16 protein-coding genes are annotated in these 18,832 nt (G+C 58.6%); 8 read left to right on the top strand and 8 right to left on the bottom strand.

The features are described from left to right. Positions 1-195 precede the first annotated feature (195 nt). From LV476_RS01985 to LV476_RS01970, 4 genes are all read left to right on the top strand, one after another. Positions 196-711 (top strand): hypothetical protein, encoded by a 516-nt coding sequence (locus LV476_RS01985; protein WP_250072751.1) that lies wholly within the window; start codon positions 196-198, stop codon positions 709-711. Further along, entirely contained in the window at positions 708-2,318 is a 1,611-nt protein-coding gene (locus LV476_RS01980) for a YfjI family protein (RefSeq protein ID WP_250072750.1), read from the top strand. Before LV476_RS01985 ends, LV476_RS01980 begins: the two co-directional genes overlap by 4 nt. Positions 2,319-3,903: 1,585 nt before the next feature. Next, positions 3,904-4,593, top strand: coding sequence for a hypothetical protein (locus LV476_RS01975; RefSeq protein WP_250072749.1), 690 nt, complete (start codon positions 3,904-3,906; stop codon positions 4,591-4,593). A 644-nt stretch (positions 4,594-5,237) separates the two neighbouring features. After that, positions 5,238-5,849 (top strand): hypothetical protein, encoded by a 612-nt coding sequence (locus LV476_RS01970; RefSeq protein ID WP_250072748.1) that lies wholly within the window; start codon positions 5,238-5,240, stop codon positions 5,847-5,849. Between the two features lie 100 nt (positions 5,850-5,949). On the opposite strand, the gene LV476_RS01965 is transcribed toward LV476_RS01970, so the two are convergent. Both LV476_RS01965 and LV476_RS01960 read right to left on the bottom strand, forming a co-directional pair. Continuing rightward, positions 5,950-6,114, bottom strand: coding sequence for a hypothetical protein (locus LV476_RS01965; RefSeq protein ID WP_250072745.1), 165 nt, complete (start codon positions 6,112-6,114; stop codon positions 5,950-5,952). 175 nt (positions 6,115-6,289) lie between these two features. Next, positions 6,290-6,748, bottom strand: a complete 459-nt coding sequence (locus tag LV476_RS01960) for a very short patch repair endonuclease (RefSeq protein ID WP_250072744.1) — start codon at positions 6,746-6,748, stop codon at positions 6,290-6,292. A gap of 367 nt (positions 6,749-7,115) precedes the next feature. On the opposite strand from LV476_RS01960, the gene LV476_RS01955 reads away from it, so the two are divergent. From LV476_RS01955 to LV476_RS11295, 4 genes are all read left to right on the top strand, one after another. Further along, positions 7,116-8,483, top strand: coding sequence for a DNA cytosine methyltransferase (locus LV476_RS01955; protein ID WP_250072742.1), 1,368 nt, complete (start codon positions 7,116-7,118; stop codon positions 8,481-8,483). A gap of 20 nt (positions 8,484-8,503) precedes the next feature. Next, a complete protein-coding gene (locus LV476_RS01950) occupies positions 8,504-9,988 on the top strand; it encodes an McrB family protein (protein WP_250072740.1) in 1,485 nt (494 codons plus the stop codon). Next, positions 9,988-11,709: a DUF2357 domain-containing protein gene (locus tag LV476_RS01945; RefSeq protein ID WP_250072737.1), complete on the top strand. Its 1,722-nt coding sequence runs from the start codon at positions 9,988-9,990 to the stop codon at positions 11,707-11,709. Before LV476_RS01950 ends, LV476_RS01945 begins: the two co-directional genes overlap by 1 nt. Positions 11,710-11,933: 224 nt before the next feature. Next, on the top strand, positions 11,934-12,752 hold the full coding sequence (locus tag LV476_RS11295; RefSeq protein WP_434062808.1) for a DNA -binding domain-containing protein: 819 nt from the start codon (positions 11,934-11,936) through the stop codon (positions 12,750-12,752). A 397-nt stretch (positions 12,753-13,149) separates the two neighbouring features. Here the strand turns inward: LV476_RS11295 and LV476_RS01940 are convergent, their stop codons facing one another. The 6 genes from LV476_RS01940 to LV476_RS01915 form a co-directional block, all read right to left on the bottom strand. Continuing rightward, positions 13,150-13,839 carry a hypothetical protein gene (locus tag LV476_RS01940; protein WP_250072734.1) on the bottom strand — a complete coding sequence of 230 codons (690 nt, stop codon included), beginning with the start codon at positions 13,837-13,839 and terminating at the stop codon, positions 13,150-13,152. A gap of 329 nt (positions 13,840-14,168) precedes the next feature. Further along, positions 14,169-15,875, bottom strand: a complete 1,707-nt coding sequence (locus LV476_RS01935; RefSeq protein WP_250072733.1) for a pilus assembly protein TadG-related protein — start codon at positions 15,873-15,875, stop codon at positions 14,169-14,171. A gap of 100 nt (positions 15,876-15,975) precedes the next feature. Continuing rightward, positions 15,976-16,245 (bottom strand): DUF3613 domain-containing protein, encoded by a 270-nt coding sequence (locus tag LV476_RS01930; protein WP_250072732.1) that lies wholly within the window; start codon positions 16,243-16,245, stop codon positions 15,976-15,978. A gap of 88 nt (positions 16,246-16,333) precedes the next feature. Continuing rightward, complete coding sequence (locus LV476_RS01925) at positions 16,334-17,032, bottom strand: tetratricopeptide repeat protein (RefSeq protein WP_250072731.1); 699 nt, start codon at positions 17,030-17,032, stop codon at positions 16,334-16,336. Further along, positions 17,016-17,897 carry a type II secretion system F family protein gene (locus tag LV476_RS01920; RefSeq protein ID WP_250072730.1) on the bottom strand — a complete coding sequence of 294 codons (882 nt, stop codon included), beginning with the start codon at positions 17,895-17,897 and terminating at the stop codon, positions 17,016-17,018. Before LV476_RS01920 ends, LV476_RS01925 begins: the two co-directional genes overlap by 17 nt. Before the next feature lie 17 nt (positions 17,898-17,914). Next, entirely contained in the window at positions 17,915-18,829 is a 915-nt protein-coding gene (locus tag LV476_RS01915; RefSeq protein WP_250072729.1) for a type II secretion system F family protein, read from the bottom strand. Between the last annotated feature and the right edge of the window lie 3 nt (positions 18,830-18,832).

The following is an 18,832-nucleotide window of genomic DNA, read 5'->3' as shown; positions in this document are numbered from 1 at the left end:
CTGTGAAGCGTGGCGATCTCTGCGGATCGCGATCCACAGCGAAGAAAGACCAGAGGCTATGCCCCCTCTTAGAACCCGCCTGCCCGGCAATAGAGCGCCCCGTCGCCTCGTCATCTACCAGGCAAACGCACTACCCCACCGCCCTTCTGAGACGGGGCAACTGGAGCAGAAGGAGCAGAAAAGGGAGGTCAAGAAATGACAAAACCCCACTCCGAAGAGCAGGGCCGCCACACACATGGTCATCATAGCTCACCTTTCGACGAAATCCTCGTCCGCGTTGACGCATCTCGAGAGACTAAGCCGGCGCCGGGCCTAGCCCGGGCGATGGTCTGCCGTTGCGCCAACCCACAACACGAGGATAAGCACCCCAGCCTGCTTGTCTCCGAAACGCAAGAAGGCATCGTACTGATGCACTGCAGAGCCGGCTGCAGTAACAGCGAGGTCCTTCGAGGACTCGGGCTCGAGCCAATCGAACTGATTCCCGAGCACCTGCGACACTCTCGCACCGACGGTAATCGGTCGCCACACAAGGGACCGAGATTCTCTGCGACGCAGGCACTCCAATCTCTGGCCATGGACGTGATCATCGTCTCTCTAGCCGCAGCCCAGATCCGACGCGACGGATGGCTCGACGACGCAGACCTGGAAGCGCTTATCGATGCGGAAAAACGAATCCGGAACATGATCCAAGCGGGAGGCTTTCTCGCATGAGCATCGCAGAGCAAGCCGAAGCCCTGACCTCCAATCCGCTCGAGTCAGAGCTAGACGAACGCGACTACACCGTCGCACCTCCAAAGCCAGACCCCGCCATGTTCCACGGCCTCGTGGGCGACGTAGCAAGGGCGGCAACAATGGGGCGGGAACCAAACCGGGCAAGCGTGGCGTTGGCCTTTCTAACGTGGCTTTCCGCTGCTGTGGGCCGCCACCACTTTATTTCCGTGGGCGACCAGACCCACCCTTTGCTCATCAACGGCCTGCACGTCGGCCGTTCCATGGTTGCGGCCAAGGGCGAGAGCTGGGCGCTGGTCAAGCGCATTCGTTACGCCGTCGGAGAAATGATGGACGGCAACCCGACGCAGCGCACCGATGAAGAGGGCGCCGTCGTCACGCCTACGCTGTTCGCCGGCCGGATTCACTCCGGCGGGCTGTCGACTGGCGAGGGCCTCGCGGCACAGGTTCATGACGGCTTCACTCTCGGGAAAACAGAGCATGCGCCGATTAATGACAAGCGCCTTCTGATCATCGAAGCAGAGTTCGCCAAATTGCTTGAGCAAGGCAAGCGTGACGGCAACACCCTTAGCCCGACCATCCGGGACTTGTTCGACGGGGGATCAATCCAACCGGCCACCAAGTCAGCCAGCATCTGGGCTACCGAACCTCATGTGGCCATCCATGGGGCGATCACTCCTCACGAATTGCGGGCTCGAATGGATGCCACCGCAGCATTCAACGGCCTGATGAATCGTTTCCTGATGATCTTCGCCGAGCGCACTTGCCTAGTCCCCTTCCCTGAGCCGACGCCAGACGAAGCAGTACACCGGCTAGCAGTTCAAACCAGGGACGTGATCAAGTTCGCCCTTGGTGACTACCCGCGCACCAAGTGCGCCACCGCAATCAAGCTCTCCAAAGAGGCGCGGGAAATGTACCGCGAGGCATACCCTGATCTGCGACGGCGTGATGGTTCAACGGCAATTGTTACTGCACTGCTCGAACGTCGCGCACCAATCACCCTACGGCAAGCCGGCCTGCTCGCCATGACCGACCAGACCGACGTAATCTCGGCAGCGCACATGCGGGCCGCTCTAGCTTGGTCGCGGTTTCACCGAGAGTCCGTTGGCTTCATATTCGGGCAAGACATGAACCAGCGGATCGAATCGGAGAAGCGTCGAGAACAGAAACAAAAGATACTCAACGGTATCGCAGCTGGGAGATGGGTCACGCGAACCATGATTCAGCGCGAGATATTCGCAAAACGGATCAAGGCGAAGGACCTGACCGCGGTCCTCGAGGAGCTGCTCGCCGACGGTCTGCTCGAGCAACGGGAGCGCCAAAAAGAAAGTTTCGGCACAACCAAAGAGTATTCTCGTCCCGCGCAAGACGCGCATAACGCGCAAGACGACACCTCAAGGGGCGTCACGCCGATGCGCAACAGCGCGCACAGCGAGCAGGAGGAGGATGCGCGCACGAATCTACCTCCACGACCTGCGCGTGTTTCGCAAGGGAAAGCGCGCCCAGGAACCGCACCCGGACATGGCGTTGCGCGAGTTGCGCGAGTTGCACAAGAGATGCGTGGAAAGGATGGCGAGATGCTCGCATGAGAAGTGCGGAATTATCACCATGCTGGCCGGCCAGTCACACACATGTCGGCCTCAAAACCGATGAGGTTCGGCAGTCATGCGTAGCTGTGCTGTTATTGCCAGGGCTCGCTGAGGGAGGGGGTACGGGGTTAGGGCAGACGCCCTTCTAAATCTTCCAACATCTCTTCGCCTTCCCGGCTCAAGCAAAAAAACCCACCAAGCCAAAGGCAAGGTGGGTTTGGTTCATGACGGTACGTCATCGTCATGGATCGTCACTCGGCTCATCGAGCCGGTCTCAAGAAACATGCCGCCGAGCCACTGCGTGGCGCGAAGACAGCCCTACTTCTGGTCATCTCAACCTCCTAAATTGATTGGTTAATCCGGCGGCCAAGCCGGATGCACTGTATGCACAGACAGTTCCACCTGCCTGCGCACGCCAACATGCCAACGGGACGCCAATCCCGGAGACACACCTTCACGTCACCGCCCGCTTTCGGCCTGCCAGTGCCACCTGACAGTGCCGGGCCAATCCGTCGCGGACTGCCCGGCTCCCTCGATCCTTTCGAGATCGAGGTTTCGCCTACTCGCGGATCGCTCTCCAGGCGTCGAGGTCTTCTCGGGATCGTTACTCCCGTGCCGAACGGTGCCAACCGCCCGACCCTCTCGGCCCTTTCCCTCGTTAGTCGTCGGCATCACTCTGTCAGCGCCTAGTTGCTCGTCATCACACGGATACCATCACCGCTCATCCTTGCGGTTTTCGGCGGCCCAATGCTCCACAACGGCTCGCTTACGCCCGTGTGACTTTGCAAACATCGCAGGTCGCTACCCTAGTCGGCTCTGACAGCTCCACACAGCACCCGAACGGTGCCGTTACACGCTTACGCTCCCGCCTGCCCCATCGGCTTTGCCCTCATGGCTCACCGACAGGTACACCGGACTCCCCGCAGCACTCGCTGCGTGAACCCGGCGCTGCCCTCACGGACAGCGTGGACGGCCCACGTGTGTGGCACTGGTTGCGCGGTTTCCCGCACCCCCAGGTCAGGACTGGCTACCTGATCTTGCCGGGACAGGATCACGGGGCATTTCCTCCCCGTGTCCGTTTCCGAGTCACCCAACATCCCAGGTCGATCCATGCCGGATCGCGGGATGGGATAGAACCGGCGGATTACTCCGCTCCACGTGGGAGCGGGATTACTCGCCGGAGCCTCCCTTGCACCCGCCGAACGGAATTACCCGTAACGGGCGCGAAGTGACGCTGGCCGAGGTTGGCAGTCCTCGGCCTGGGGATTGGCAGTCCCCTGGGGCTGTACAGCCCGTGGTGTGTTGTTTGGCATGGCGTGAGGTTGGCGGCCTCCCCGATGGCGTCCCGTTGAACGACATCGGGAGACCGCCAGTCACGCGGCCGTGCCCACCAAATCGTCGCGTGGCAGCCACCGAAAGTTGGCGGTGACCCCACCGGGCCTCAGGTTGGCCCTTCGCGAGGGATTGTCGGCAAGAAAAAACCCACAGCGAACCGCTGCTAGGAACATTATTTACAGGATGATGATCGAAGATCATCGCGTTTTTACATCAATCACTTATGCGATTGATGCGCTACACTTTGCCCATGAGCATGAAAGTCCTGTATCCGTCGCAAGTCGAGGCGCAGCGCGCCATCTCGAAAGCCGTTCACACCAACCCGCTTTACGTAATGGGCGACGTGCCTATCGAGAAGTGGGAGCGTCTGGTGGAGAAATTCGTTGTCCGTTACGAAGTCGATATTTCTCCTGCGGCTCGGCAACACCGAAAGCGTAAGGGGCGGTGCTCGTCACGCCTCATCGGCGCACGACTGCCACCAGATGCCAGCGGGCGGGAGAAAATTCGATGGGTGCTGCTGGTGACGAGATCCGGCAAGGGCGCGGTCAAGGAGCAGGAGGCACTCCAAGATGCTCACAAGGATCGGATCACGTGGGGAGACTACGTGCTGATGCATCTGACCCGCCCTCGCAAGCATGGAGGGGGCAGCCGGTGGACCTGGTGTCTGGCGCCTCAGGTCGAGAAGCTGGAAGCGAACTACGTGACTGCGCTCGCTCAGGCGGCCGGGAGAAGCGGCGACCCCTCCCGCATGAGGTCCTACCTTAAGGGGTCGCTGTTGCGCCGACCGATGCACTCCGGCGTGCGAACACAAGTCGCCAAGATGCTCCGCCGAGCCAAGCGCGTGTGGCTGAAACACAGCAATGGCCAACCCTGGCCGGCCTCTTCTCCAGACAACCTGCCGTGGCTGGGGACCTTCAAGGCCCAGACAGACCAGCCCTGACGCCTTAGTAGCCAAACCTGTCACTGTCACACTCACTGTGACTGTGACAGTTACCTGTGACTCTCACATAGGATGTTGCAACTCAGCTGTTACAACAGGGCGCATTGGCAATGCACCGCTACTTCCCGCTCCCGCGCTCGAGCTTTTGAAACTCTCGCTCGAACCGAGCCCGGTTCTTGTCCATCCAGGAGCCAAGACGCTTCAAGGCGAAGCCAATGAGAAGGACCACACATCCCGTCACGATGATTGCCAATGAAAGATCGCTCATTCCTGCCTCCCAGATCATCAATCTACTTTCTCGAACTACCCAGCCAGACTCCCGCATCACCATTCATGGGCTCCGTGAAACGGCCGCTTGAATGGCCATCCGGCACAACGTAGCCTAGTTCAATCATACGCCCCCGGGCCTCCGTCTGGCTTCATCCCATCCAAGCCAGGCCACAAGCCCCGGGGGCTTTTTGCATCCCGGATTCCATTCGCAAGCGGAAGCTGACCAAACAGCTGCCGCGCGTCATCTGACTCTCAACTCAAGTCCTCAGGTGGTGGGTTTTTTTATGCACGCAATCCCCTCCTGAACACACCAACGGTGTGGGAAGGATCATCTCGCCAGACGAGATGCGTGTTGACCCCGAAATGAGGAAAGAATGATGACGTATGACATCGTGAATGTTCGAAGCAACCCCGCTCAGTGGATGGCCTGGCAGCAATCGGTCTTTTCCGACTGGGACCTCCTGAACACCCTTCGGAAGGCGGAGTTCCGCGCTTCATTGAGACTGGAGCCTTTCGTCCCGCCGGAGGGCAAAACCGGTGATAGTGACAACACTCGCTACATCGTGCCCAGAGGCGACGCGCTCGATTCCTACCGGGAGCACGTGTCATCGGTCGTTGCACCGAAGACCATTCAGGCAAACCGGAATGGCATGCAATGGCTTGGTGCGGGAATCGACGCTCTCGACATAACCGGCGAGACCGTGGCGATATTCGGCTCAGGACAAGAGGCAGACCATCGGAAAGCCTTGGGCAACATAGTTCCTACCGAGGACTGGGTTCGCATGCAGCACTGCATGTTGCTTGTGCCTGATGCCGAGGAGTATCACTACTGGTCATGGAGGGCAGCGCATCGACAGCCGGAGGCTCTCATCCGGGTCAAACCCGACATCGGCTTCCAAGCCAGGCTGCTGAAAGCGGAGAAGGCGATGTTTGATCGCCACAAAGAACACAACCAGGCGAACATGAAACCCGCCAATGTTGTGTGATCGACCGTCACCCTGTGTGACCACGCAAACCCGTTAGGCCTTTGGCTTAGCGGGTTTTTTCTATTCATCTTTAGCCCGCATCAACCGACACGGGGTTCAATCACTCGGTGCCCGAGAAGTTCGGGAGGTACCTGCCCACTTCGTCGAGCAACTTCCTGGTTCCCTCTTCCCTTACTTCCTCGGAGCCATTTGCGATCATGCCAAGAGCCTCCGCAAGCTCGTCCGTATCGGCATCACAGTCAGGGCTGGCCACCAGCTCCAGCATCTGCCAGAACTGCTCCGTCGTAATGCTTGGGGTGCCTGAGGTCGACATGATGTTCTCTCGCTTAATTTGTTTGGACACTACTCGCCACAAGCAGTGGCGCGGAAACTGTACCTTGGGATACTAGTGAAATTGATCAACAAGAGCCTCCCAGGCACTTTGGGACAATCGAGACAATTCACATCGGCGCAACTACAACATCAGAACTGAACTCTCGCTGCTCACCCTTCAGCCAACCAGCAAGCGCCGCCAAGAGCTCCTCCCTGCTGCCATGCCGCAAAGCGCACTCCCAAACTGTTGCCACTCTCCAGCCAGCCTCTAACAGAGCTCGATGATTGTCTCTATCCCGGTTGACGTTTCTTTGAAACTTGTTGGCCCAGTACTCCGAGCGTGTCTGGGGTGTAGTGGCGAACCGGCACCCCTCATGACGATGCCAGAAGCATCCATGAATCAGTATGACGGCACGGTACCTAGGCAGCACGAGATCTGGGCACCCAGGAAGTTTCCTTACATGCAGTCGGTACCGAAAGCCACGCGCATGAAGCCAACGCCGTAATATCATCTCCGGCTTAGTGTTCCTGCTCTTCACACAGGACATCATCCTCGACCGAGTGCGTGCGTCGACAATATCTGCCACGGCGCCAACCCCGCTCAGTTCGCGTTTGGATCGGAATCGATTTCATCCGACAATGGCAGCTTACATGCGCAGGGAGCAAGTCATTTCTGCCTTCGCCACGATCACTTCTCCGACCCATCCGGTCGTGGGGTCTGGGGAAGGGCTCTCAGACTAGGCAGGCTTCGGAAAGCCAGCCGTGCGAGTCGAAAGCTTTATTCGATCTCGCAATTTAGCGTTCTACACATTCGCCTCTCGCTCTCGGGAATTTAACGGATCACACACCAAGGCCGCGTAGCCCGTCCAACTTGCAGGCAGGTTGCCGAGCCCCGAAGCCCGACCTGCGTCGAGAACACACGCACAAAAACTAATACACCAATTCATCACTCTAATGACATCTAAAAAATATTCTTTGGCCGAATTTTTCTGCGGCTGTGGCGGCACCTCCCGAGGATTCACCCGTTCCGGTCGTTTTAACGTGGCACTGGGCAACGACGTGAAAAGCGAGGCGTTGCGCACGTTCGAGTTCAATCACGCGAATGACGATGTCCCCCCATCAACTATTCGCGAAGACATTCGTTTGCTCGACGTGGATACCATCCACTCTGTGTTGGCCGACCGAGGTGTAAGGAAAGGCGATCTCGACGTGATGATTGGTGGCCCACCCTGTCAAGGGTTCTCGCAACTGAGGCGGAATGAGCACCGAAAACAAGGAAAGATCGTCAAATTTTCCGGCTACAGCAAACTCGCAGACGATCCTCGCAATGACTTGGTGCTACGTTTTCTTGAGGTCGCGGAAGCCTTGCGGCCCAAGTTTCTGGTAATTGAGAACGTCCCACAGATGCTCAATCACGGCTTCCAAGGTCGCCTTGGCAAGCTCTCGGAACTCGTGATTCAAATGCTTGAGAAGGATCTTGGCTACACAGTAGAGGTCGCGGTTGTGAACTGCGCCGACTACGGCGTACCTCAGCTTCGTGAACGTGCAATCTTTATCGCAAGCTCCGTCGGCGCCGTCTCGATGCCACCGAAAACCCATGGCAACCCAACAGATCAGAGACTCATGAGTTCGGGTTTAAAACCATGGGTTACCGTTAAAGACGCCATTAGCGACTTACCTCCGCCCCCATTGGGCAAAGATAGTCTTGGCGGCGGACCAAAGGACTTGTACGGGGAGGTGCCGAGCGATTTTGCACGATCTATGCGCACCTCCGCGAGATTCCCGCACAACCATCTCACGAGAAGTTACAAACAGCAGGTGCTCAACATCATCAAGGAAATGCGCCCAGGGCAAACTTGGGATACCGAGAGCAAGCGTATGCGAGCCAAGTATGAACGGGCCATCTCGAAAAAGGCTCGCGCCGAGGCGATGTCGCACGAGAAAGCCCGCACCCGACTGGAAGCCGAGGGCTTAATCAATCCCGCTTTCTATCGTGACTATTACTGGAGCGCCTATTCACGGTTGGCATGGGACGCTCCGGCACTGACAATCACGGCCAACGCCAACTTTCTCGGCTCCGGACGCTTTTCGCATCCCGAAGAAATGCGGGGCATCACCATGCGCGAAGCCGCTCGTTTGCAATCATTCGATGACGATTTCCGATTCGTCACTTCAATGACTGACAGCAACAACACGACCCGCATCGGCGTTGGCATGGATATGATTGGGGAGGCGGTCCCCCCCACCCTATCTGAAGCCATCGCTAAGCATCTCGCATCACAGCTCGACGCGCACTACTCAAGCACGAAAACTACCGCGTAACCGTAAGACCTGGAGGAGCCATGGCGGCCTCGATTACAGATAAAGAGCAAATAGACGACCTAGCCATCCAAGCTCTTGAAGCGATGCTAGAAATGCATGGCCCAGATCACCGCTTCCCCACTGACGCTATATGGCAATTCATCCCTGGCGACTTCGAAATTCCCTCGACGAGGAAGCCCCCGGTACCGCGACGTCTAGTTAAGCGTGGGTACCTGCAAGAGACCGGCGCCAAGACTCGAGCTCAATCCGGCCCCCGTGCTGGAAGCACCACGACGGAATACCGTTTTGGCGAGCAACTAGTCCCGGAGAACAAGACCTCTGCCCCTTTCTCCGAATCGCCCTCCGCCTCACAAGCGGGAGCACCTACTGCAAACCTTAGCGAAGCAATTTTCAGCATTCAGAAATCGATGGAGGCGGAAGGCTACCTGATTTCTCCAGCCGAGCTGGCCAACTTCTTCCTCGCGATGACGGTGAGCCCACTTGTAATTCTTTCCGGCATCTCCGGAACCGGCAAAAGCCTCCTCCCTCGCAAATTTGCAAAATTCACAAGCTCCAACTTCCAGTCAATCCCCGTTCAGCCACAGTGGGCCGATAACAGCGATCTGTTCGGTTACGTCCCCGCATTGGCGAACGATACCTTTATCAAAGGCAAGATTGTCGATTCGATACTTGACGCCAAACGTCACCCGGACTCACTCTCGATCGCACTGCTCGACGAAATGAACCTAGCGCCAGTCGAGTACTACTTCAGCGACTTCCTCTCCGTGGCCGAATCTCGTGAACGTAAAAGCGGCCAAATCGGCTCAGATCCTTTACCGATAGACCTGCCATCTGAGCCCAGCGAGGCACACTCTTCCCTATGCGAGGAACTTCGCGGCGTTGAGCTTCCGCACAATTTGCGAGTTGTCGGCACAGCCAACATGGACGAGACCACTCATTCGTTCAGCCCAAAAGTGCTCGATCGAGCTTTCACTATCGAGTTCGACGACCCTGATCTAACGGCATTTGCCATCGGCGAAAGTGACACTAACGCCAACTTTGAGGGCTTAGCTCAAGCGGTAATTGATCCCGACAATGCGATCAGTGTGATGGAAGCCCAATCCAAGAACCAAGACTTGTTCGAGCATGTCGCCGCATGGCTGAGCGAAATACAGGACATTCTCGCTCCGACAGGCATCAAGTTTGGCTACCGAACGCGCGACTCTATTCTCCTCTACCTTCACTTCTGGCGGGAATTCGGCCTCTCGGACGTGCTCTCTGGCAGCGCGGCGCTCGACTTCTGCCTTCTGCAGAAGGTCCTGCCAAAAGTATCCGGTAATAGCGATGCCCTAGAGTTCGCCTTGAACCAACTCTCCGACTGGCTCGACGCCCGATCGGAGCCGAGTCTAGGAGTCGACGGCATTGACGCGGAATTTGCGGGGGCACTCGAAAGGAGCCGAGAAAAGGTCTCCCGCATGAGCTCGCTGCTGGACTTAGACGGTGTAACTCGTTTCTGGGGTGTGTGATGCCAACGCTTTTTCAAGCTGAGGGAACCGGCTGGAAACTGGAAATAGTTGGAAAGCTTCCCGAGCTTGCTCCCTTTCTATCGACGACTCCGAACTCATCGATAGGAGCGACAGGCGTTAAACAGATGACGCGAATAAACGCTGAGAGCGGACGTCTGCAGCCTATCGCCCCAGGTGAGGCGATGGAGCCCCTTTTCTACGAAGCGGTCGGATACGACATATACATTGAGAAAGATGATGAAGCTGTGAGCGTCTCATTGCCGCCTGGGTCTGATCCTCGGCGCGTCAGAGACAGAGCCGAACATCACTTCCTCAACTTCGGGAACAACGTGGGTTTCGCCGACATCTCAATAGACGGACCAGCCAGCCACGCACGAATCTCCCTCGAGGTGTTCTCGCGAAAAGCCGACTACAAGACCGACTACTTGGCAATGCGCACAGAAGTTAGCGGAATGCTGCGCAACTTGGCCATGACCGCAAACGCCAAGACCTATAGCATGGCCGCCCCCTCTCGAAGCCGCAGCCCTACCCTGATCGAATGGTTCGCGCTAGTGCAGCAGTACTTCGATGAGTCCATGAAGCTCGCCCGAGGCATAGCCAAGAACCCGCATTCAACACTGGTAAAAAAGACCGCAACGACCGAGACCGAGCGTGCTCGCCGGGTATCCCGCCATACGATCAATCGAGCGATGCGTCGTGCGAACAATGGGCCACTGCACCCAAGGTTGAAAAGACCGCTCCCCCGCCGCATCCAAGAGACGATTTCATGGACGACATTCAACACCCCAGAAAACCGCTATTTCAAGGGGATACTGGTAGAGACACACCGAAAGATTAGGGTACTTGCACGAACACAACGTTCAGAAGACGAAGACGCCGACCAAGACTCCGAAAGCCGGTTTCTTGATTCTATCCGGGACGAGCTGAAAGAAATGCAACGTCAAGTCGAGGCAGTACTTCGATTGCCCTTTCTCGCTCAAGTGTCCAAAAACACGCTTCAAAAGCCCGATTCACTGGTATTCCACAAACACCCCCTATACGCACGGTTTGACAAGCTTTCCCGGCTTGTGAACGGGGGCTTGTCGTTCTCCGGGGAAGTTGTGCCAATCGGGGTTAAGGACACAGCACTTCTCTACGAGTACTGGTGTTTCTTAAAGACTATCAGCCTGCTCAAAGAGCATTTCGAGCTTGCAGAGCAAACGGTGGTCCAGTTCAAGCGGATGAAGCTGACGGTAACTTTGAAGAAGGGCAAACCCTCGGCGATGAGGTTTATACACAGGCCCACCGGCAAAGAGCTGCACGTGGTTTACAACCGCATGTTCAACAAGTTACCGACGACTTCCCAAAAGCCGGACAACGTCATCCAGTTCGCCAGCAACGACCGCTTCTACATTTTCGACGCGAAGTATCGAATTCAATTTGACAAGGATTACATGCGGAAACATGGGGGGGCTGGCCCCATGGAAGAGGACATCAACACGATGCATCGCTATCGTGATGCTATCGCCATCCCCCACCCGATTACACAGGAATACCAACGGGGCGTCGTTATTGGCGCTGCGGTGTTATTTCCTCATCCGAACGAAATCGACTACTCAGGACATCGTTTTCATCAGAGCATTGATCAAGTCGAGATCGGCGGAATCCCGTTTTTGCCTAATTCGACCAAACTGTTCGAAGCAAAAGTCAACCAACTCCTCGCCTCCGAATGCTTCCTATAGCTCCTCGAATTCGTGGCACGTCGGCTTGCCGAATCATTTGGCCAAGTACCAACGGCCCTAAGCCTGGCTCCCTAAAAAAGAAGCAAGTTCCACGCAAGGATCCCGCTTGAGGAGCCAGGCGCGAAACGAGCCCACACTGACTGAATACCCAGACAAGGCCCCGAGAATAGGCACAACGTGCGATCTCAACCCGTTTCAGACACGTTCACCCGAACCAGGACACTATGCATACCTCGCATTGCACATGGACTCCCGACTGGATTGATGAGCGTCGCTACCCAGGACGCTTTGAAGATTGTGATGTTTCCTGTTGGGCGTGGGCATTTCTCAGACGCAACCCTGATTACTTGAGGGATGTTGAGCACTTCGACTCCCTGCCGAGTCACAACAGCGATGGCAAACCCAACTCAAAGCTCTCTCTCAATCCCGTGTCTCTGGACGAACGAGCGTGCCTGCGCTTCTGCGACCCGCCATGCGAGCCTGAAGAGACAATTGAGGAATGGGAAAGAAGAACGGGTGATGCTATCGGCCCTTCGTTACTCCACCACTTAGAGCATAAGTGGAAGGTACGTGGGGTCCCTCACCCCCGGTCCGACAATTGCCCTACGCCCTTGCTAGATTCACGCATGCCATATCGAGCCGATGAGGGAGCTCTCGACCTGACTCGGCATGTGCACGGCAACTTGGTCCTGGCAAATCACGAGCACGCTGTGCCAATCCCTCCCGGAAGACTCTTGATTTCAGTGGACCCTTCCCTGCCACTTGATCGCCAAACCGAAGAAATCAAAAAAATCATCAAAAGCGAGAGAGGTAGACGTCGCGCCAAAGGCCCGAGGGAGACAAGCCTCCCCGTGATGCTCCGCGCACTCGACGGACACTTGCAAGGTGCAACATCACGCGAGATCGCCGAAGTTCTATTCCCTCAGAAGGTCTCTACCTCTTATGCCGACAGCGGTGTGAAGGACGCGGAGTACCACATTGAGCAAGCGAAAAAGGTGAGAAGAGACCCCTACGGCCTACTCCTATACCGATTCTCCGGGTGAACCGAACGAGAGTGGGCTAGTAGCACAGGCAACCTCGCGATATCCCTCTGCCCCATCAACGCAGGAAGGGCCGCCGATTCTCGCACTTACGGCAAGCAGCGGGGTACCAGTCGAGGTACCAACGGTTTGAAAAAAACCCAATTCTTCTGAAGACTTCCGGTTTCAACAGAACCGCACCACGACGGGCCTTCCGTTGACTTAGGAAAACACCGGAAACGCGGTTCGGCATAATTCAAAATCCGCCGGTAGAGATACCGTGTCGGTTCGAGTCCGACCCTCGGCACCAGACATCTCGAGCGGACGTTGCGGCCTCACCGGCCGCTTATCCCACCTTCCTGGAATTGCTCGCTCATCCCTGCCCTGACCTTCTCGGCGCTTTGCCCGAGGCCCAAGGAATTCACGGCTCCAACGGGATATGCACTTCCGGCAGACGCGTCTCGGAAAGCGCGGCGAAGGCGTCCACTGCGCTGGAGACGAAGACAGGCTCGTTACAACCGCCGGCAAGCGCCGGCACGAGCTTCAGCGTCCGGCATTGGCGATCGCCTCCGTCGCACAGTTCGATCACCCCGCCCACGACTCCACCATGAAAGTCGTCCTGATCGGCATGCAGGGTTTCAAGCCGGTGGGTCCACGTCGTGAGCAAAGCGAGTGCATGGATGCCAGACAGGCGCGACAGCCCCGGCGAGACCTTCTCGGGCAGGCGTATCTCGATGAAACCGGCGTCCATCAGGTCAGGGACAAGGGACTCGTACACTTTCAATGCCGAAAAAATATCCGCGGGCTTGGCACTGACGAGATCGAGAAGAATCTGCAATCGTTGGTCGAGAGCCCGTGTCGAATCGATAATTCGCTGCAACTTGTTTTCGATTGCGCGAATCGATTCGCCGTCCGGTGAATTGATCGGCACATCCGGGGACACGTCGGCCGTTACCCTGACTCGCGAGTTATAGGCGGCCATGGAGATGCCATTGAGGACCCCCCGAACGTCATGCGCCTCGGAACGGACAATCCGACCAAACACGCCGCCCAATACTTCCATTCCGTGAACGTATCCGGCAAGCCGGGAGCCGAGCTCCTTTCTCTCCATCACCGAGATCCCTGTTTTGACGCCCTGTCAGAGGGTATGTGGGCACTTCCCATAAGCCCTGGATCGAGGAAATCAGCGAGCAGAAGCGTGATGATGGGGCAACCCCGCCACCAGGGACTGATTTCCCTACGGCCAAGCGAATGGCCTAAGGCAAATGCATCGTACCAACGTCGGGCACCCCATCCTTTAGTCAAAAAGGAGTAGTACTTCACCGGTTTCAGGCGGTCACTCGACGGGCGAACAGGGTCCGAAGGCCACTGTCAGAACCTGGTGTTTTATCCATGGCCATGCGGATCCGGGACTGGTTGGCACAGAGCCAGAAAGGGCCCTCAGTAGACCAGTGCGGCCTGACCGGCTCCCAGGGTTAGCGAATCGAGGGGAATCGTGGCGCCAGCCACCTGCAACCCCAGCGCCCTCAGAGTGGGATCGATCACGGTGTTGCCCAACCCAATTAACACCGGTGCCAGCTCGTTGACCACAGCGCCGCTGACCGATGTCGAGAGACTGTCGAGCGGCGTCACCAGGGAGACCCCGGCCAGGTCCAGACTGCTGCTCACGAACTGCTCGTCAGATAACACCCGCAACTCGTTGGCTACCGCATTTCCGATGCGGGTACCCCCTCCAGCCGGTCCGGGGCTGACCATCCAGGCCTCTCCCTCCGGGGGAACGCCAAACTCCTGCATGGTCGCCGAGTCCTGCAAATCCATAGGGATATCGACCGCCATGATGCGACTCCCGGCGAGATCCAAATCGAGCGCGATATCAACCAGCGCAAGACCGGGTTTCACGGCGATGTTCGCGTAGGCCACCGGATCCACCCAGGTCGGGCATGTCAGCGATGCGAGCGCCCCCTGCCCTCGAGCCAGTTGCATGTCGAGCGTCAGCACCACGCTCAGCGGCTGGGGCACGCCGGGCACGTCAACATGAAGCGGGAGGGAAAAGGTCAGATCCGCCTGAGCCGTACGAGCAATCGTCCGCCAGCTACCGTCAGCCCGCTTGCCTGGCGGACCAACCGCCACCTGAGGGGGTTCTATCAGCTCGAGCTCAACGCTCGCTCCCCCACGACCCGTATCGATCGAAACACCCTCGACGGCGGAGTCGTCCCGTTGCGCTAGTGTCAGTTCCAAGGGAATCTGGACGGTATTGTCGCGAACACCGGCCAGCAAGCCGGCCATGAGCAGGTCGGCGACGCCAACCTCGGTATCGAGAGGCTGCTCGTCCTTCGGCATGCCCAGCACCTCGGCCAAGCGAATCGTCCGGTTCGTGGCGACCATCTGCGTTTCGAGTGTCTCGATGGCAAGACGGGCATCCAGCTGCCCGCCGCTCTTGAGAGCGTGTGCGAGCAATCCCAGGAATTGACCGACGCTCATGTCAGCCGCGAGCAATGCCGTCGGTGACCCGGACGCAAGATCGATCCCCGCTAGTGGCGCTGCATCCCATAAATCGAGCAGCGTCACTTCCGCGTTAAGGAGTCCATCGAAGCCGACGACACCGAGGCTCACATCACTGCCCACCAGACCGCTCAACAGGGAGTCGAGCAAGGCACTATTCGAGCTGTCCAGCGCCAACAGCCGGCTGCCCACGGCATACGAGGCCGCGGTCTGATTCCGAGCCGCGCCAAGTGCCTCGATCTTCTGGCGATTTTCCCCGAGCCAGCCGCCGAGAAAAAGGCTGCGCGACACCGTTTTTTCGGCCGAGACCAGAACCGAATCCGTGCGGGGATCCGCGATCCCGCCGGTAGTCAGGAATTCCCGCCGGCCACCGGCAACGGTGGATTCGCCCACGAGCAAGTCCCAGCGGTTTCCCTCTTTGTCCGGATCGAAACCGTTCTCCACCAGGGCATCCCGGGCAACCTGCCGCAGTCGGTCATCCACTGCTGACCCGGATGGCCCGCAGAATCCGCTCGCATTAACCGCGGAAAGTGCCGCGATGTCGGCTGCCTTCTGCAGATTGCGCTTTTCGAATACCAGGCGCCCGATATCCACGGCCAGTGCACTGGCGACGAGCATCAGCACGATCACCAGCACCGAAAACATGGCCGACCCGCGCTCGGCCACGGGGCCGGCAAACGCGCGTCTCGCCAACCGAGCGTTACGTATCGCTCCGGCATCGTTATCGAGCCAACCGGCGGCTATGTCAGTTCCGCGAACCACGGTTCGGGCCCTCGGAGGGGAAGAAACGGGTGGGAATCTCGCGCTCGAAGCTCTTGAGCAGTCGGCGATAGGAACGCTGGCTGATTTCGCCTTCAACGCGCTTGTGCACGGGCGTCGACGCCGTTCCTCCCCGCTGCAGATCGAGCCATGTTTCCGTTGCGGTCGACTTCGGCTGCTCGGCCGACATGGCCGGATTACCGCCTACCGCGATCATCAAGACCATGGCGACCGCCGGGATAACAGATCCTTTCATTGCCAAGTCACTCCCTCACTTGCGTTTGATTCCAGGCACGACCCCTATCAAGACCCGAGCCCCGGCAGGGCCGCCGCATGACAACGAGTTATGTCTCGTCAACGACCCAGCTGTCGGCCTGGGACTGGAGCTTCACCCAGCGGTCCGCCGGGATATCGAAGGGTTCCAGAAGTTTTTCGGCTTGTTGCTTTTCGCCCATCAACAGCAGCGCCAGTACCAGGTTGTTCGCCGCGCGCGTCCGTCCCGCGTCAAGCTCGAGCGCCGTCCGGAAGCTTTCAACAGCCGGCTCGTATGCCCCTGTCTTCAACCGGGCATAGCCAAGATCGTTGTGTATGGCGGGCGAGATGGGGTTGAGCTGCCGGGCCTGGTCCAGTGCCTGACGGGCCGCCGTCCAGTCACCCTTCTTGCCAAGCGTCCGGCCCAGACCGTGATAGGCCACCGAGGCAAAACACCCGTTGGTCAACTCGCCGTAGGCTCGTTGCGCCTCGTCAAGCCGTCCGATCTGCCGAAGCGCCTTTGCCTTCCACAGCTGCGAACGTTGGGTGGTGCCGTGGTCGTTCTCCAGCAGTTGGATATGGGTGAGCGCGGCACGGTGCCGGCCGCTATCCATCAACCCCTCGATGGAGTCATAGCGGATGCCGAGTTCGCCGTCCGGATCCTCGCCCTTGCAGTCCGGCTGAACCCAGGCCGACAAGTCCATGGGCTTGCCGGGAACGCCGGAACAGCCCGCGACCGTCCCCAGAGATAGCGCGAGTAAGAACACGCTGGTTTTACGATGCAACGTCAAGGAGACCCTCCGTCAGGCTGATGATTGCCGGCCCGCCGAGCAGTATCAGAAGCGCCGGGAACAGGAACAGCATCATGATCAGGCTCATCTTTCCCGAGGATTTGTTGACCCGTTCTCTCAGCGTGCTTTCCCGTCGTTTTTCAAGATCCTCAGCAAGGTTGATGAGTGATCGGTCGATGCTGCCGCCCATCGATATCAACTGGACGAGAACCCCCACCAGACGGCTCACGTCCACGTCATCAAGCCGTTGCTGCATCAAGCTGAGTGACTGGGAAAGCGGCATACCCGTCCCTGTCCGGCGAAGTACCGCGTCCAGCTCGCGGGAAAGTTCCGGCACCACATGCGTGCCTTCTTCCGCTACTCGCCGGAAGGCCATCTCGTATGCTAAACCGCTGTTGAGCAGCAACCTGACAAGCCGGATCGTCAGAGGAAGCTCCGCCTTGATCCGCGCCATGCGCCGCTCTGCACGCCTCATAACCAGCCGCTTGAATCCAATCAGACCGACGGCTCCCCCGGCTAGGCACGCGACTGCCATCTGGTACGCCGACGCCCCTTGCGACAGCGCCCACACCAGACCAACGAATACCCCGGCCGCGATCGCAGCTGCCCACGCGACTTGTGGAAACAAGATGCCCCCCGATCGGGCCCAACCCAACCGGACCACCGCTCTGATGAATTCCGGGTCCCTCAGCGGGAGCCGACCCTGTCGAGCGACAGGAGCCACCTTTTCCGTAGGCGCCTTGGCATCCTCCTTGCCGATACCGAATCGCTGTCGGATCTCGCGCTCGTCCCGCTGTCGCGGACCGGCAAACAGCAGGGCCATCCCGATCCCCGTGACCAACAACCCAAACCCCAACCAGAACATGACCCTCTCCTCCCGACCTAGGCGATACGCGGGTTGCTAAGTCGCCAGATCAGGGCACTGCCGACGACCTGCATCGCCGCCGCCAGCACCAGAACCCAGGCACCTGACTCGTGTTCCCACATGCGCATCAGATAGTCCGGATTCGTGGCGAGGAGATACACGGCCATGCCGAGCGGCAGCATGATCAAGACCAGTGCCGTGAAGCGGGTTTCGGCGGTCAGTGCCCGGACATCGCGACGGATCTGCTGATCGACCGTGATCATCTGTGCCAGCCCTCCCAGCATTTCGCTGGCCTTGCCACCGTGTTGCTGATGCATGTCGAGGATGAACCCCAGCAAGTGCAGTTCGCGGCAACCCTGCACGCGGGCGGCATGACGAAACGCTTCTCCCAGGCTTTCGCCAAGCTCCACTCTCGTCCGAACACGCTGGAGCACCGTCTTGATCAGACCGCTGCTGGAGTCGACCGTCATGCGAAATGCCGTGTCGAGCGTCAGGCCGACCTCCAACCCCCGAATCAGGGAATCGAGCACGCCGGGGATCTCATCCTTCAGGCTCTCGCGTCGCGCCCGCGCCTTTTTCCATGCCAGCGCGAACACCATTACGATCGCGGCCGCCGCCAGCAGCGACAACGTCCACATCCCGAGAGCGGCCGCTGCGATCACGAACACGAAAGGCGCATAAGCCAAACCACGCCGCATGCCATCGCGCTCTGACGATAGCCAGCCGGCCCGTTCGAGCCATCGCAGGGGGTCGAACGTTCGCAGACCCGCTCGGCCTGTAAGTGCCCCCTCGCCACGCGGGTCACCGACGGCTTCAAACCCCGCGCGCCGGAAGAACTCCTCCGTGTCCGATCGCCGCTTGCCAAAGGCCAGCAGCCCCCCACCCGCAAGCAAGCAGCCTGCAGCCATCACCCAGATGATCCACTCGCTCATCAC

This window comes from Guyparkeria hydrothermalis, from assembly GCF_023555385.1.
Taxonomy (GTDB): domain Bacteria; phylum Pseudomonadota; class Gammaproteobacteria; order Halothiobacillales; family Halothiobacillaceae; genus Guyparkeria; species Guyparkeria hydrothermalis_A.
Note: the sequence above shows the minus strand (reverse complement) of the source record. Positions and strands in the feature narration are given on the sequence as shown.